General features: G+C 72.6%; 14 protein-coding genes. 7 read left to right on the forward strand and 7 right to left on the reverse strand.

The window, feature by feature from the left end:
* The first annotated feature begins 23 nt into the window (after nucleotides 1-23).
* Nucleotides 24-473, forward strand: coding sequence for a hypothetical protein (locus H343_RS0115445; RefSeq protein WP_486586911.1), 450 nt, complete (start codon nucleotides 24-26; stop codon nucleotides 471-473).
* Nucleotides 474-558: 85 nt separating this feature from the next.
* On the opposite strand, the gene H343_RS0115450 is transcribed toward H343_RS0115445, so the two are convergent.
* Nucleotides 559-957: a nuclear transport factor 2 family protein gene (locus tag H343_RS0115450; protein WP_028431891.1), complete on the reverse strand. Its 399-nt coding sequence runs from the start codon at nucleotides 955-957 to the stop codon at nucleotides 559-561.
* Nucleotides 958-1,156: 199 nt separating this feature from the next.
* Here H343_RS0115450 and H343_RS0115455 point away from each other — a divergent pair, with 199 nt between their 5' ends.
* From H343_RS0115455 to H343_RS0115470, 4 genes are all read left to right on the forward strand, one after another.
* Nucleotides 1,157-2,047 (forward strand): ATP-dependent DNA ligase, encoded by an 891-nt coding sequence (locus H343_RS0115455; protein ID WP_037903854.1) that lies wholly within the window; start codon nucleotides 1,157-1,159, stop codon nucleotides 2,045-2,047.
* Nucleotides 2,048-2,282: 235 nt separating this feature from the next.
* Nucleotides 2,283-2,969, forward strand: coding sequence for a hypothetical protein (locus H343_RS0115460; protein WP_158679567.1), 687 nt, complete (start codon nucleotides 2,283-2,285; stop codon nucleotides 2,967-2,969).
* A complete protein-coding gene (locus H343_RS0115465; RefSeq protein ID WP_028431894.1) occupies nucleotides 2,966-4,156 on the forward strand; it encodes a DUF1266 domain-containing protein in 1,191 nt (396 codons plus the stop codon). The genes H343_RS0115460 and H343_RS0115465 overlap by 4 nt, the downstream gene beginning before the upstream one ends.
* Nucleotides 4,157-4,286: 130 nt before the next feature.
* On the forward strand, nucleotides 4,287-5,519 hold the full coding sequence (locus H343_RS0115470; RefSeq protein ID WP_028431895.1) for a DUF1266 domain-containing protein: 1,233 nt from the start codon (nucleotides 4,287-4,289) through the stop codon (nucleotides 5,517-5,519).
* A gap of 18 nt (nucleotides 5,520-5,537) precedes the next feature.
* On the opposite strand, the gene H343_RS0115475 is transcribed toward H343_RS0115470, so the two are convergent.
* On the reverse strand, nucleotides 5,538-7,778 hold the full coding sequence (locus H343_RS0115475) for an FUSC family protein (RefSeq protein ID WP_078505679.1): 2,241 nt from the start codon (nucleotides 7,776-7,778) through the stop codon (nucleotides 5,538-5,540).
* A 133-nt stretch (nucleotides 7,779-7,911) separates the two neighbouring features.
* Between H343_RS0115475 and H343_RS0115480 the strand changes: the two genes are divergently transcribed.
* Nucleotides 7,912-8,376 carry a GNAT family N-acetyltransferase gene (locus H343_RS0115480; RefSeq protein ID WP_028431897.1) on the forward strand — a complete coding sequence of 155 codons (465 nt, stop codon included), beginning with the start codon at nucleotides 7,912-7,914 and terminating at the stop codon, nucleotides 8,374-8,376.
* A gap of 74 nt (nucleotides 8,377-8,450) precedes the next feature.
* On the opposite strand, the gene H343_RS0115485 is transcribed toward H343_RS0115480, so the two are convergent.
* On the reverse strand, nucleotides 8,451-8,666 hold the full coding sequence (locus tag H343_RS0115485) for a DUF397 domain-containing protein (RefSeq protein WP_051265305.1): 216 nt from the start codon (nucleotides 8,664-8,666) through the stop codon (nucleotides 8,451-8,453).
* A complete protein-coding gene (locus H343_RS0115490) occupies nucleotides 8,650-9,474 on the reverse strand; it encodes a Scr1 family TA system antitoxin-like transcriptional regulator (protein ID WP_028431899.1) in 825 nt (274 codons plus the stop codon). Before H343_RS0115490 ends, H343_RS0115485 begins: the two co-directional genes overlap by 17 nt.
* Nucleotides 9,475-9,553: 79 nt before the next feature.
* Here H343_RS0115490 and H343_RS30845 point away from each other — a divergent pair, with 79 nt between their 5' ends.
* Nucleotides 9,554-10,033, forward strand: a complete 480-nt coding sequence (locus H343_RS30845) for an ATP-binding protein (RefSeq protein ID WP_051265307.1) — start codon at nucleotides 9,554-9,556, stop codon at nucleotides 10,031-10,033.
* On the opposite strand, the gene H343_RS0115500 is transcribed toward H343_RS30845, so the two are convergent.
* From H343_RS0115500 to iolD, 3 genes are all read right to left on the reverse strand, one after another.
* Nucleotides 10,025-10,960 carry a M23 family metallopeptidase gene (locus H343_RS0115500; protein ID WP_486586912.1) on the reverse strand — a complete coding sequence of 312 codons (936 nt, stop codon included), beginning with the start codon at nucleotides 10,958-10,960 and terminating at the stop codon, nucleotides 10,025-10,027. The two genes, H343_RS30845 and H343_RS0115500, sit on opposite strands and share 9 nt — an antisense overlap.
* Nucleotides 10,961-11,114: 154 nt before the next feature.
* Nucleotides 11,115-12,620, reverse strand: coding sequence for a CoA-acylating methylmalonate-semialdehyde dehydrogenase (locus tag H343_RS0115505; RefSeq protein WP_028431901.1), 1,506 nt, complete (start codon nucleotides 12,618-12,620; stop codon nucleotides 11,115-11,117).
* 82 nt (nucleotides 12,621-12,702) lie between these two features.
* Nucleotides 12,703-14,595 (reverse strand): 3D-(3,5/4)-trihydroxycyclohexane-1,2-dione acylhydrolase (decyclizing), encoded by a 1,893-nt coding sequence (gene iolD / locus H343_RS0115510; RefSeq protein WP_028431902.1) that lies wholly within the window; start codon nucleotides 14,593-14,595, stop codon nucleotides 12,703-12,705.
* Between the last annotated feature and the right edge of the window lie 35 nt (nucleotides 14,596-14,630).

The following is a 14,630-nucleotide window of genomic DNA, read 5'->3' on the forward strand; positions in this document are numbered from 1 at the left end:
GCCGGTACCTTCGAGTGGGTCGATTGTTCGGTGACCGGTACGACAAGGGGGCGATCGTGGACCTGACGGAGCAGATCGCCGCGGTACGGGCCGGGGTCGGCGACCCGGAGGAGATGATCGGGGAGTTCCGGCGCACTGCCGTGCTGGTACCGGTCGCCGACGGCGGCTTCATGTCGGGCGAGTACGGCGGCATCCAGTGGATCTACGCCTTCACCGACGAGGCGCCGCTCGCGCGGTTCGCCCAGGCGCGGGGAGCGGCCGCCGACGAGGCGTGGGACTTCGTGACGGTGCTGGGCGCGCGCCTGCTCGACGGGATCATCCCGGACCTGGAGGAGCCGACCGGGGTCGCGGTGGACGTGGCCGACCAGGGCGCGTCGATGATGTTCCCGCCGGTGGCGGGAATCGTTCCGGACGCGGTGGCGGTCGACATCGACGAGGAGGGCAACCGGATCACGGGCGACGGGGAGGCGTGAGGCTCACCGGGGCGCGTGACCCCTCACCGGGGGTGCGTCTCACCCGAGGCGTGCGTCTCACCCGAGGCGTGACGGGCGCGGGGAGTCAGCTCCGGTCCGGGAAGGAATGGTGCTCGTGCTCCACGAGCCAGCGTCCGGACTCCTTTCGCAGCCCGACCGTCAGGCGCAGCCGGTTGCCGGGGGCACGCTCCAGCTCGTCGGGGGTTCCGCAGCGCAGCAGCGCGTACGCGAAGGCGACGTCGGCGCCCGCCGTCACATCGAGGGAGACGATGTCGAAGCAGGCGCTTCGCTGCCAGGCGAAGAACGGCGGCCACGTCTCGCGGTAGCGGTCGATGCCCCGCACTCCGTCGTCGGGGGGCGGCACGTCGAACATCACGATGTCGTCGGTGTGATCGGCCAGCACGCCGTCCATGTCGCCGTCGTGCACCGCCTTCGCCCAGCGCTCGATCAGTGTCCGGATCTGCGTCCCGTCGTCGTCGGCCACGGCTGAGTCCGTCCCTTCGGGGTCCTGGTCCCGCTCCCGGTCCCGCCCCTGGTGGCGGGCCCGTGCGTGTGGATGCGGTGGTGACCGCGGTGGCTTGCGGAACTCATCGGCGCGTGGCGCTCCGCCACAGCGGTGGCGTGGGTGCGGCGGCGCGGCGTGGCCGCCGCCCGTGCCGGGGGCGGGCGGTGACGCTGGCGGTGTGAATGGTGCGCTCGCGGTGCGGCTGCCGGTGGAGCTGGTACGGCCGAAGGCGGCCGAGTCCGTCCCCGGCGGTCCGGGCTGGCACCACTCGGTCAAGCTCGACGGATGGCGCGTGGCCCTCGCGGTCACCGGGGAGGGTGTACGCGTCCACTCCCGCAGCAAACGCGAGGTGACCGGGCAGTTCCCCGAACTCACCGCCGCCGCGGCACCGTTGAGCGCGGGCACCGTCATCGACGGCGAGGTGGTGGTCTGGAACGCGGACGAGCGGCGCTTCGACTTCGAGGCCCTGCAGTCGCGGGGCCTGGCCCGGCGCCCCCGGCCCGGCGCGCCCGGTGCGGTCCTGGTCGCCTTCGACCTGATCGCCGCGCCGCACACCGACCTGCGCGCCGCGCCGCTGAGCACGCGCTGGCCCCTGCTGCGCGAGACCGTGGAAGAGGCCGGCCCGGAGATCCAGACGGTCCTGGCGACCGACGACGTGGAACAGGCCCGCGCGTGGATGCGCGAGTTGAGGCCGCGGGGCGTGGAGGGGATCGTCTCCAAGCGCTGGGACTCCCCCTACCGGCCGGGCGATCCCCGTGCCGCGTGGCGGAAAGTACGCAGCGCGGACACTCTCGACGCCTCGCTCGTGGGGATCACAGGCCCGGAACGGCGCCCGTGGTCAGCCGTCGTAGACCTTCCCGGCGGACGCCGGGCGGTGACCTCGCCGCGGCTGACGGCGGTGGCGGCCTCGCAGTTGGGCCGGGCCGTGGCGGGGCGGCTCGGTGAGAGCGTCCCGGAGGGCGAACTGGACGTGCCGTGGCGGAGGTTGACGCGGCCGCTGCCGGTGGAGGTCCGGGTGCGCACAGGACGCGACGCCCTCGTGCGGTACGTGCGCCTGCGTTCCGACTGACGACCGGAGACCCCCTCGCCCCGGGCCTTCGGTAAAGTGCGAGGACATGGGGACGGGACCGGGGAACGGGGCAGCGCACGCGGACGAAGCCAAGTCTTCGCGGGGTCGGGGGAGTTCACCGTCGGGACCGACGGCGTCGGTGACGGCGTACGTGCCGCCGCAGCGTGTGCTCCCGCCGGACGGCCCGTACGGCCCCGATCCGCACGGAAGGAACGGGCCGCGGCAGGGCAGGCGCGTGCGGAAGGCCGCCGGAATCACCGCCGCCGGTGTGCTGGTGCTGGGAGCGCTCACTCAGCTCACCTTCGCCGTCCTCCTCGACGGCGACGGCGACATGACCCCGTCCGGACCCGAACGCACAGTTGCTCTCCCCCGGTCCCTGGACGGCGGAGAGCTGACCCTGACCCGGGACTTCAGCGACGGGCCCGGTCTCGCTCTGCGGCGTGAGGTCTCCGACAGGCCGGGCGCACGCCCCCTGCGGCCGGTGGCCGGACGCTACGAGAACGACGCCGAGGGCGCGGACAGGGAGCGGTTCACCGTCCGCGGCTACAACGGCGGCATGCTCCGTCCCGAGTCCACCGTGCACGACCTGCTCAGCACGCTGGAGGGCGACGAATCCTCCGGCGGCGAGCGGAAGAGGATCACCCCTGCGGGTGCCGGGCAGCCGCTGCTGTGCGAGGTCATGCTCAAGGACGCACCGGCGGACGAGGCCGGCTCCCGGGGCGGTGACGGGGGCGAGAGCGCGGGCGTCGTCGAGGTTCCCGTCTGCGCGTGGGCGGACCGCGGCTCCGTCGGCGCCGTCCTCGACAACGGCCCGTCCGCGAAGGGCTCTTACCGCTCCGGACTGGAGACTTTCGCCAAGCGTGTCAGTTCGCTGCGCGCACAGGTCAGCGTCACGCCCGCGGGCGCGGTTCCCAGCCGGTGACGGGCACCGGATGGCAGGCGCCCACCGACATCGAACGGGCCCTGTACGAGGCCAAGTCGGCGGACGACTGGCCCGCCTACTTCGACGTGCTCGGCAACACCTGGCTCTACTACGCGGCCGACCGGTACTCCCTCGACACCGTCGGCCAGCGCATATTCAGCACCTACTGGAACGCGCAGACGGGCAGCCGGTGCCGCACGGTGCTGACCGCCGGGATGCTGCCCGCCCCCGTCGCCGACCCCGTCCACGTACGCAAGACCCTCAAGGGCTTCGCCTCTTCGTGGCCCGACGAGGAGACGTGGCTGGCGGTCAACCCGGGCACGCCCTGCGAGGGGTACTTCCCCGGCACGCTCGCCCACCGCACGGTGTGGCGGCAGCACTTCGAGCGGGCATGGCGGGACCACTGCGACAGAGTCCGCACCCTGAGCGTGGGCGGCCCGCTGCACGGGCCCGTCGCGCACGGGCTCGCGTGCGGGGCGCTGCTGTGCGTCGCCAACGGCTCGATCTGGAACGCCCTCGCCTGGCACGGGACCGGTTACGACGAGGAGCGGGACCGGCTGAGGGAGTGGTGGGGCATCACCGACCGCCCCGCCTGGCAGAAGTACCAGGAACAGCTCCTGAACGGGGAGATGAGCAGCGGTGTCTGGGAGTTCGTGCTGCGGGTGCGCAGGATTCTGGCACGTGCCTCCGACGACCGGACGGTGAGCATCTCCCGGTGGCGTGAGGTCACGGAACGCGTGGCCCGCGACAACCTCCGCAACGCCGCCCCGGAACCGCCCGACGGCGCGGGCCCCGACGTCGACGCCGCGGTGCGGCGCGTCCAGGACCTGATCGGACGCATCATGCGCTACGAGTCCCGCTTCCGCGCCGACGGGCTGCTCGGCGAGGGCCAGGTCATCCAGTCGGTGCTCGCCTGGGACTACGGCCGCGCCTCGAAGATGGCCCGTTGGGGTCTGGGGGCACGGTTCTGCGAGATGCAGGAGACGGAGGAGGCGGTGCTGCGTGCCGGGCACGCGAGCCGGGAGATGTACGACTCCTGGGGTGCCTTCTCCGCGGGCTACATACTGGGCCGCTGCCTCCACTTCGACGAGGAGAAGTTCGGCGACTGGTACGAGGACATGCTCGACGCCCACCGCCTGCTGACCTCGGACCCGGCGAGCCCCTGGCTCAACATCCCCTTCAAGTGACCCCCGTGCGGGGCGGATAGGCTTTCCCGCCATGGGGATGGGGATACCGCACAGGACGAGGAGGGGGCCCGGACCGGGAGCGGAGGCCGGAGCGGAAGCAGGCGCGGCCGGCGCTGTCGGCGCTGGGGGTATGTCCTGGGAAGCGCCGACCGATGTCGAACGGGCCCTGTACGAGGCCAAGTCGGCAGGCGACTGGGCGGCCTACTTCGACGTGCTCGGCGACACCTGGCTCTACTGGGCCACTCCGCGCCACCCGCTCGACGCCGTCGGTGAGCGCACCTACTCCCCCTACTGGAACCTGCAGACGGGCAGTTGGTGCGTGCCGCTGCTCACTCCGGGCATGCTGCCGGCGCCCGTCGCCGACCCGGTCCACGTCAGCGAGCACTTGAAGACGCACGCGGCGAACTGGCCCGACGAGACGTGGTGGATGGCGGTCAACCCGGGCACCCCCTGCGAGGCCTACTTCCCCGCGACGATGGCTCACCGCGCCGTGTGGCGGCAGCACTTCGAGCGGGCGTGGCGCAGCAAGCGCGGCCGGCTCCACACCCTGCGGGTCGGCGGTCCGCTGCACGGGCCGGTCGCGCACGGTCTGGCCTGCGGCGCGCTGATGTTCGTCAACAAGGGCCAGTACTGGAACGGCGTCGCCCACCACGGCCACGGCTACGACGACGAGAAGCGTCTGCTGGAGCGGTGGTGGGGCGTGACCGACCGGGCGACGTGGCAGGAGTGCACGGAGCAGTTGCTGCGCGGTCAAATGGTCAGCTCGCGCTGGGAGTTCGTCCTGCGCGTGAGGGACACGCTGCGCCGCAGCCCGGCCCACGCCGCCGGCCCCGTTCCCTGGCGGGAGGTCACGGAGAACCTCGCGCGCGAGCGCCTGGCCCAGATGTCCGGCAGCGCCGGCGAACCGGACGGCACCGGCCTGCCCGGCCCGGGAGGAGCGGGTGCCTGGACCGGGACCGGCGCCGAGGTGGACGCCGACGCCGAGGTCGCGGACCTGCAGAAGCTCATAGGCCGCGTGATGCGCTACGAGTCCCGCTTCCGCGCCGACGGGCTGCTCGGCGAGGGCGACTACGTACGTTCCGTGCTGTCCTGGGACCACGGCCGCGCCTCCAGCATGGCCCGCTGGGGCCTGGGCGCCCGCTTTTGCGAGTTGGCGGAGACGGAAGCGGCGGTCCTGCGTGCGGGACGCGTCAGCCAGGCCACGTACGACTCCTGGGAGGAGTTCTCCGCGGGCTACATACTGGGCCGCTGCCTCCACTTCGACGAGGAGAAGTTCGGCGACTGGTACCAGGACATGCTCGACGCCCACCGCCTGCTGACCACGGACCCGGCGAGCCCCTGGCTCAACATCCCCTTCAAGTGACCCGCGCGGGCGGCGCCTTCACTTCGCCGCCACCGCCTCCGCCAGGTCCTCCAGGGCGTCCGCGAGCAGGTCCGCGGTGCGCAGCGCGACCGACGGCGAGGGGGCTTCCGCCTCGATCTCCCACCACTGGGAGAGCGCCTCGTGGACGGGCCCCCAGTCCAGGGGCTCGTCCGCGCGCAGGGCGTCGGCCGCCGAGGGCACCGTGGCCTGGAGCGCGGCCGAGAACTCGGCCGCGCCCGGGGTGGGCCGGGCGTCCCGGTCGGGCAGGTGCGCCTCCAGGAGCATCGTCACCCGGCCCATGGTGACCAGCGCTGACTGCGCCTCGGAGCCGGAGCGTATGGACAGCCGGCCGCGGTGCCGTACGGGCTCGGCGCCCGCCCGCGTCGCCGTCTGGTCCCACTCCTGGCGTGCCGCGCGGGTGTCCAGCAGGGCCTCGCGGACCCTGCGTTCGGGATGGACGGCGTCCTCGGAGCTCCCGGCAGCCCCCGGGGTCCGGCCGGCCGTCCCCGTCCGGACCCCGGCACGGGCGAAGCAGTCCAGTACCGCCATGCTGTAACTCCCCGTCGCCGAGAGCCAGTCGGCGAGCCGGTCCCGCAGCAGCGGCGTCTCCCAGGCGGGGAAGACCGCGTAGCTCAGCATGGCCAGGGCCCCGCCCAGCGACGTCATCCAGATGCGTTCGAGCAAGGTCTGCGACCACAGCGGACCGGCGACGCCCAGCAGGAAGACGACGTACGCGCCGATGCAGGCCGAGGTGAGGGCGTAACCGGTGGGCATCAGCAGATACATCAGTCCGATGCTCACCACCGCCAGCCCGGCGCTCGTGTACGGCGAGGGATGCGCCAGCGCGATCACCGTGCCCGCGACCGCCACCCCGCCCAGCGTCCCCACGATGCGGGCCACGCCCCGCTCGTACGTGCGGGAGAAGTCGGGCCGCATCACCATCACGGCGCTCAGCGGCACCCAGTAACCGTGCTCCGGGGAGAGCGCCTTGCCCAGCAGATAGGCCACCGCGACGACCACCGCGACGCGCACCGCGTGCCGGCACACGTGCGAGGACCAGCGCATCTCGCGGCGGAAGGTGCGCAGTGCGACGGGCAGCAGCCCGGTCAGCGAGGGCCGGTTCAGGTGCCGCGGACCGCGCGCGCCGGAGGGCTGTGCTCCGGCGTCGGTGTCGACATAGACGTCGCTGTCCTCGGCGTTGTCGGGACGGGCGGGCATGTGGAACGTCGCGCGGGGGATCAGCGGTATGGAACGCGTGATCTCGACGGGCTCCTGCGCCGCGTCCACCGCGTCCTCCGTCAGCGCGATCAGCCGCATGGCTGCCTTGCGCGCGGGACCGTTCAGCACCGGCCCGCTCTCGGGGACCTGCAGTACGTCGAGAGCGTCCTCGGGGATGCGTACGCGCTCGCCGCGCCGGATCGCCCGCGCTGTCGCGTCCAGCACGGTCGCGGCCGCCGCGAGCAACTCCCGTACGCGGTCCCGCTCCCGCCCCACCATCGGCGCTCCGACGTAGGGGTCGGCGAGGGAGGCGAGGACGGGCCGGAAGCGTTCGGCCAGTCCCCGGTACCCGCCCAACTGGCGCGGACGGCGGCGTGCTTGGCGCGGGGTGACGGCGGCGGCGCTGCGTGCCGTCATCAGCGCCCCGGGGTCGAAGGGCGCGCTGGGGTCGTGGCGCAGACGGCGCGCGTAGTCGGCGACCCCGGCCAGCGCGTCGGCGAGCGCGTCGCGCCGCTCGCCCCAGCGCCGTACGGGCAGCAGCACGATCAGGGCGGCCTGTACGAGACCTCCGGCCGCGATGAGCGCGGCATGCGCGAGGGCGCCGAGGAGAGTGGTGGGCAGAGTGACGGTGACCAGCATGACGGCGACGGTCGACGCGGCCACCACACCGGCGGTCGGCCCGACCCCCCACGCCATGCCGGACATGAACGCCCAGGCACCGAGGAGCAGTACGAACACCACGGGCTGCCCCACGGCCAGGAACCCGGCGAAGGTGGACAGCGCGAGTCCGGCAGCGGCGGCCAGCGCCAGCACGGGGCGTGGGCGCCAGCTCCGCTGGAAGGTGGCCACACCGGCGGAGAAGGCGCCGAAGGCGGAGGAGACCGCCAGCTCCGGCGAACCGGCCCACAGCGTCAGCCCGATGACGATGCCGACACCGACGGCCGCACGGATCGCGATGAGCGGATGCATCGCGGCGCGCTCGATCGTCAGTCCGGACCGCGCGGTCTCACTGATCGCACGGAGCCAGGGCAGGACCTTCATGCCGTCGAGAATACGGGGAAGCCGAGGTCACAGGGACGGGGCGGGTGCGGGGCCCTCACCACCACGGGTCACCGCGGTCGACGCGGCGTGCCAGGGTGCCCTCGGCGGACCAGCCGGAGGCCAGAATGGAGAGGTGGACGACATCGCCGTTCGGCTCGCCCGCCCCGCCGATCTGCCCGACCTCGCCGAACTGCGGTGGCAGTGGACGGCGGAGGCCGGGGGCGAGCCCGTCGTCACGAGGGACGGGTTCGTACGCGCCTTCGTCGCGTGGGCGGAGGAGCACCGCTCCTCCCACCGGTGCGTGGTCATGCTCCGCGGGGAGCGGATCATCGGCATGGCGTGGCTGGCGATCACCGCACGCGTGCCCCATCCGGGTGCTCCGGCGCGGTCGTCGGGCGACGTGCAGAGCGTGTACGTGGTTCCGGACGAGCGCGACGGCGGCCTCGGAGGCCGTCTGGTCGAGGCTGTGGTGGGGCTCGCGCGCGACCTCGGGCTGGAGCGGGTGACGGTCCACTCCAGCGACCGCGCGGTGTCCGCGTACGCCCGCCGCGGCTTCTCCGTCTCGCCCCGGCTGCTCCAGACCGAGATCACGCCGTGAGACGCCCGGGCCCCGCCGGCCCCGTGTCGGCCGCGTGTCGGCCCTGTGACGGGCACGTGGCCCGGCGGGGGGGGTCAGCGCGCGCCGAGGCCGTCCGCCGCGACTGCGGTGACGAAGCCTTCGAATGCGGCGGCCGGGAAGGCCAGTTCGGGCCCGCCCGGGCTCTTGGAGTCACGCACGGCCACCTGCCCGCCCACGTCCGCGACCTCCACACACTCGCCGCCCTCGCTGCCGCTGTAACTCGACTTCCGCCAACGCGGCTGCTGACGCAGATCAATCCCGTTGTTCATCAAGATCCTCCAGGATCTGAGCGATCAACTCCGCCGAGTCGTCCGGAGACAGCGCGGCGGCTCGCACGAGATCGTATTTCAACGTGCACTCGGCCACCTCGCTCGTTTCGGTCAGACTCTGGGCGCCCCCGTAACCCTCCGAGTAGGCGATGTCGGGGCTGTCGCCGAAGGAGAAGAGAGTGAAGGAACCGTTGAGCCCCGCGTGAGCGCCCGTGCTGTAGGGCAGGACCTGGATGATGATCCTCGCCGACTGCCGGTGCTCCAACAGCACTTGCAGTTGGGGGCGCATCACCTGCGTGCCGCCCACGGTCCGGCGCAGGACCGCCTCGTCCAGCACCATCCACAGCCGGGGCGGTTCCGCCCGTGTCCACATGCCCTGCCGCTCCATCCGCGCCGCCGTCAGCCGGTCGAGGTCGGCGGGCCGGGAAGGCCGCAGCACTGCCCGGGCGTAGTCCTCGGTCTGCAACAGCCCGTGCACCACCTGCGCCTGATAGGTGCGCAGCTCCACCGCCCTGGCCTCCAGCTCCGCGTACCCCTGGAACCATCTGGGCAGGCCGCTCTTGTTCACCAGCGGCCAGAGCCGCACCAGAGCACCCTCCGCGCCCAGCGCACCGTCACAGCGCTCGGTGAAGTCGAGGCCGGGGTTGCGTTCGGCCGTCTCGACCAACCCGACCAGGGCGCCGGTGTAGTTGACGATCTCGCCGAGGCGTTCCTGGCTCAGGCCCGCCGCACGGCGCAGCCGCCTCAGTTCACTGCCGAAGTAGGCCAATGCCGAGGCCGAGGGGTCGAGTTCACGGGGAGCCACCATGGCGCCACTCCATCCAACCGTACGTACGTTGAGTCACGACTCATGGCGGAGCGTAGTCCTTCTCGGTCAGGCTCGTCCCATGGACGCCGAAATCCACGTGCTCGACCATGACGCACGCCAGCCGAAACCCGCGCACCACTACCGGATGAGCCTCACCCCGGGCCCGCACAGCGCCCGGCACCTGCGCCGCATCATCCGGGCCTACCTGACCGAATGGGGGCTGCCCTCACTTGCGGAGGAGGCCGAACTCGGCGCGACCGAACTCCTCGCCAACGTGGTCAGGCACGTCCCCGGCACGGTCTGCACCGTCCTGCTCCGCCGCTGTCCGGGCGGCGTCCGCGTCGAAGTCCACGACAGCGACCCGAGGTTGCCGGTGGTCCGCGACGCCGCCGATCTCGACGAGGGCGGTCGGGGCCTGCGGCTGCTCAGCGCCCTCACGGACGCGTGGGACGCCGAGCGGACGGGACCGTCCTCGAAGGTCGTCTGGTTCGAACTGCTGGAGCCCGGCCTCCCGGAGAGGGTGCCGTCCACGATCCCGACGGCAACCGGATCACCCTGACCGAGAACCCGGGGACGTAGCGGAGACGGCGGGTGCGGCCGGAACGAAGTGGGTGAGGTCCTCGGGCACTCCACGGTGTTCGGTGCCGTCGTCGTCGCGGTAGTGCCATTCGAAGGGCACACCGCGCGCCGTCATCACATCCGGGCCGTCCATGAGCTGGAAGTGCAGGTGCGGGTCGGAGGAGTTGCCGGAGTTGCCGCACTCCGCGAGTTCCTGGCCGGCCGTCACCCGCTCTCCCACCGCCACCCGCATGGAGCTCCGCCGCAGATGGGCGAGGACGGCGTGCACTCCGTCCCCGGTGTCCAGCACGAGGTGGTTGCCCAGTAAGTGACGCGGCAGGCCCAGACCGCGCACGAACCCTTCGAGGACGAGGTAGACCAGCCCGGCCGCCGACATGCGGGTGAGGTGGTCGCGCTGCCCGTCCGAGGTCGCCACGACCACGCCGTCGGCCGGTGCGAGCAGGGGTCTGCCGAAGGAGGGGTAGGCACGGGGGCTCCGGGCGACCGGCCACAGCCAGCTGAAGGGCGGCGTCGGCGGAGCGTCGCTGCCGTTGCCCGTACCGTCGTCCGTACCGTCGCTCGTTCCTGCCCGCGCGTCCGTGCCCTCCCGCTCCGGCGGGTCGTACTTCAGGTCGATGGCGTAGGTCTGCGCATGGCTGTGCATGTGGCTGGGGACTTTCGTGCCGGGCCCGTTGAGCGCCGTCAGGCGCCCGGCCGCGGGGACCCGCACCGCGACGGGCTCCCGGCCCACGGGCGGACGCTGGGCACGGGTGAGCGTCCAGCGCATGACGAGCGCCGCGGCGAGCAGTCCGACGCCGGTGAACCACAGCGGGCCCAGTCCCCGCCCGTTCACCAGGACGCACAACGCCCCGGCGCCGAAGACGAATCCGTGTCTCTTCCACACGGCCACCAGGGCCGACCGGGTCACCGGCATGCACACCTCTCGTCGCGTTCCGTCCGTCAACGGCCCGGTACGGGCCGATGGGTTCATCCTGCCCGGAATGCCGGGAGGTGACGCGGCGCCCCGTCGCCCCCGCGGCCCGCACGGGCCCGGGGACGGCGGGAGGGAGTGCCGGCGGACCCTACGAGGACGTGGGGAAGCCGAGGTTGATGCCGCCGCCGTCCGCGGGGTCGGGCCAGCGCGTGGTGATGACCTTGCCCCGGGTGTAGAAGGCGATGCCGTCGTTGCCGTAGATGTGCAGGTCTCCGAAGAGGGAGTCCTTCCAGCCGCCGAAGGAGTGGTGGCCGACGGGCACGGGGATGGGCACGTTGACGCCCACCATGCCCGCCTCGACCTCCAGTTGGAAGCGGCGGGCGGCGCCGCCGTCGCGGGTGAAGATGGCCGTGCCGTTGCCCCACCGGCTGCTGTTGATGAGGCGGACGCCTTCCTCGTAGGTCTCCGCCCGTACGACGCAGAGGACCGGGCCGAAGATCTCGTCGCGGTAGGCGTCCATCTCCGGGGAGACCTTGTCGAGCAGGGAGACACCGAGGAAGAAGCCGTCCGCGCACTCGGGGTGGCCTTCGACGCGGTGGCCGGTGCCGTCCACGACGACGTCCGCGCCCTGTTCGCGGGCGCCGCCGACGTAGGAGGCGACCTTGTCGCGGTGTTCGCGGGTGATCAGCGGGCCCATCTCGGAGGAGGGGTCCACGCCGGGGCCGATGCGCAGCTTGTGCGCGCGGTCGGCGATCTTCGCCACCAGTTCGTCCCCGGTGTCGCCGACGGCGACGACGACGGAGACGGCCATGCAGCGTTCCCCGGCCGATCCGTAGGCGGCGTTGATGGCGTTGTCGGCGGCGAAGTCGAGGTCGGCGTCGGGCAGTACGAGCATGTGGTTCTTGGCGCCGCCGAGCGCCTGGACGCGCTTGCCGTGCGCGACGGCCTCGGACTGGATGTACTTGGCGATCGGTGTGGAGCCGACGAAGCTGACGGCCGCCACGTCCGGGTGCGACAGCAGCCGGTCGACGGCCACCTTGTCGCCGTTGACGACGTTGAGCACGCCGTCCGGCAGACCGGCCTCGGCGGCGAGTTCGGCCAGCCGGTACGGCGCGGACGGGTCCTTCTCACTGGGCTTGAGGACGAAGGTGTTGCCGCAGGCGATGGCGAGCGGGAACATCCACATCGGCACCATCGCGGGGAAGTTGAACGGCGTGATGCCCGCGACGACCCCGAGGGGCTGGCGGATCGAGGAGACGTCGACGCGCGTGGAGACCTGCGTGGACAGCTCGCCCTTGAGCTTCTCCGGGATGCCGCAGGCCAGTTCCAGGATCTCCATGCCGCGGGCGACCTCGCCGAGGGCGTCGGAGTGCACCTTGCCGTGCTCGGCAGTGATCAGTGCGGCGATCTCGTCGCGGCGGGAGTCCAGCAGTTCGCGGTACTTGAAGAGGAAGGCGGTGCGCCGCGCGAGCGAGCTGAGAGACCACTCCTCGTACGCGCGCCGGGCGGCGTCCACGGCCGCGTCGACCTCTTCGGCGGAGGCGAGCGCGACCGAGGTGGGCTGCTCGCCGGTGGCAGGGTTGTAGACGGGGCCGGTGCTGCCGGAGCCGGACTCGACGGCCTTGCCGCCGATCCAGTGGCCGAGGGTGCTCATGAAGGGGCCTTTCTCGCGAAGTCGGTGAGCCGGGGCGGTGGCGTCCGGGCGGTTGCCGGCGGGGCCACGGGTGCCGGCGGGGTCACAGGTGCCGGCGTCTGGCCGACGAGTGGCGTTCGTAGTCCTCACGTGCCTCGCGTGCGGCCGGCCGCTCGGAGGTCTCCGCGACGACCACGTCCCACCAGGCAGACGCGCCGGGTGCGGCCGGCGCCGAGGGGCTGGTGTCGGTCTCGACGTACACGCACGTCGGACGGTCGGAGGCACGCGCCTCCTGCAGCCCGGTGCGCAGTTCGGCGAGGGTGTCCGCCCGGATGACGTCCATGCCCAGCGAGGCGGCGTTGGCGGCCAGATCGACGGGCAGCACCTCACCGGTGTAGGTGCCGTCCGCCGCCCGGTAGCGGTAGGCGGTGCCGAAGCCTTCGGCGCCCGTCTGCTCGGACAGGCCGCCGATGGAGGCGTAGCCGTGGTTGTTCAGCAGCACCACGTTGATGTTGACGCCCTCCTGCACGGCCGTGACGATCTCGGTGGGCAGCATCAGGTAGGTGCCGTCCCCGACGAGCGCCCACACGGGACGGTGCGGGGCGGCGAGACGGACGCCGATGGCGCCGGGGATCTCGTAGCCCATGCAGGAGTAGCCGTACTCGAGGTGGTACTGGCGCGGGGAGCGCGAACGCCACAGCTTGTGCAGGTCGCCGGGTAGGGAGCCGGCGGCGTTGACGACCACGTCCTCGTCGCCGACGACGGAGTCCAGGGCGCCCAGCACCTGTGCCTGGGTGGGCCGCACTCCGGCGTCCTTGGCCGCGTAGGCGGCCTCGACGGTGCGCTCCCAGCTCTCCTTGCCTGACGCGTACTCCTCTTCGTACGTGCCGGGGACCCGGTGGCCGAGCAGCGCGCCCGCCAGCGCCTCCAGACCGGCGCGCGCGTCGGCGACGAGCGTCGTCGCGGACATCTTGTGGGAGTCGGAGGGAGCCACGTTGATGTTGAGGAACCGCACGTGCGGCTGCTCGAAGAGCGTGTTGGAGGCGGTGGTGAAGTCGCTGTAGCGGGTGCCCACTCCGATGACGAGGTCCGCCCGGCGTGCCAGGTCGTCGGCCACGGCCGTTCCGGTGTGGCCGATGCCGCCCACGTCGCACGGGTGGTCGTGGCGCAGGGAGCCCTTGCCGGCCTGCGTGCTGGCGACGGGGATGCCGGTGGCGTCGGCCAGCGCACGCAGGGCGTCCTCGGCCTCGCTGTGGTGCACGCCGCCGCCGGCGACGATCAGGGGCCTGCGCGCGGCGAGTACGGCTGTCGCCGCGGCGGCGACCTCTGCCGCTTCCGGGGCCTGCCGCCGTACGTGCCAGACGCGTTCGGCGAAGAACTCCTCCGGCCAGTCGTATGCCTCCGCCTGTACGTCCTGCGGCAGTGCGAGCGTGACGGCTCCGGTCTCGGCGGGGTCGGCGAGCACGCGCATGGCCTGCAGCGCGGCGGGGATCAGCGCCTCCGGCCGGTGGACGCGGTCGAAGAAGCGGGAGACGGGCCGCAGCGCGTCGTTGACGGAGACGTCGCCCGCGTAGGGCACTTCGAGCTGCTGCAGCACGGGGTCGGCGGTGCGGGTGGCGAAGATGTCTCCGGGCAGCAGCAGTACGGGAATCCGGTTGACGGTGGCGAGGGCGGCGCCGGTGACGAGGTTGGTGGCGCCGGGCCCGATGGAGGTGGTCACGGCGTGGGCGGAGAGCCGGTCGCACTGCCGCGCGTAGCCGACCGCCGCGTGCACCATGGCCTGCTCGTTGCGGCCCTGGAGGTAGCGCAGCGGGGCACCGTCGCCCTGGCCGCTCTCCAGGAGGGCCTGGCCGAGTCCGGCGACGTTGCCGTGCCCGAAGATGCCCCAGCAGGCGTCGATGAGCCGGTGGCGGTGCCCGTCACGCTCGGTGTACTGGACGGACAGGAAGCGCACCAGTGCCTGTGCGACCGTCAGGCGCCTCGTGCGGGCGGGCATGCCGCCGCGGGTGCCGTCCGGTGGTGGTACGGAGC

Source organism: Streptomyces sp. TAA204 (assembly GCF_000424965.1).

What these genes read in the sequence shown, in the direction of transcription:
- H343_RS0115505 (WP_028431901.1), bottom strand. Translation starts at nt 12,620, where the DNA reads ATGAGCACCCTCGGCCACTGGATCGGCGGCAAGGCCGTCGAGTCCGGC.
- H343_RS30845 (WP_051265307.1), top strand. Translation starts at nt 9,554, where the DNA reads ATGGACGCCGAAATCCACGTGCTCGACCATGACGCACGCCAGCCGAAA.
- iolD (WP_028431902.1), bottom strand. Translation starts at nt 14,595, where the DNA reads ATGCCCGCCCGCACGAGGCGCCTGACGGTCGCACAGGCACTGGTGCGC.
- H343_RS0115485 (WP_051265305.1), bottom strand. Translation starts at nt 8,666, where the DNA reads ATGAACAACGGGATTGATCTGCGTCAGCAGCCGCGTTGGCGGAAGTCG.
- H343_RS0115475 (WP_078505679.1), bottom strand. Translation starts at nt 7,778, where the DNA reads ATGAAGGTCCTGCCCTGGCTCCGTGCGATCAGTGAGACCGCGCGGTCC.
- H343_RS0115470 (WP_028431895.1), top strand. Translation starts at nt 4,287, where the DNA reads ATGTCCTGGGAAGCGCCGACCGATGTCGAACGGGCCCTGTACGAGGCC.
- H343_RS0115490 (WP_028431899.1), bottom strand. Translation starts at nt 9,474, where the DNA reads ATGGTGGCTCCCCGTGAACTCGACCCCTCGGCCTCGGCATTGGCCTAC.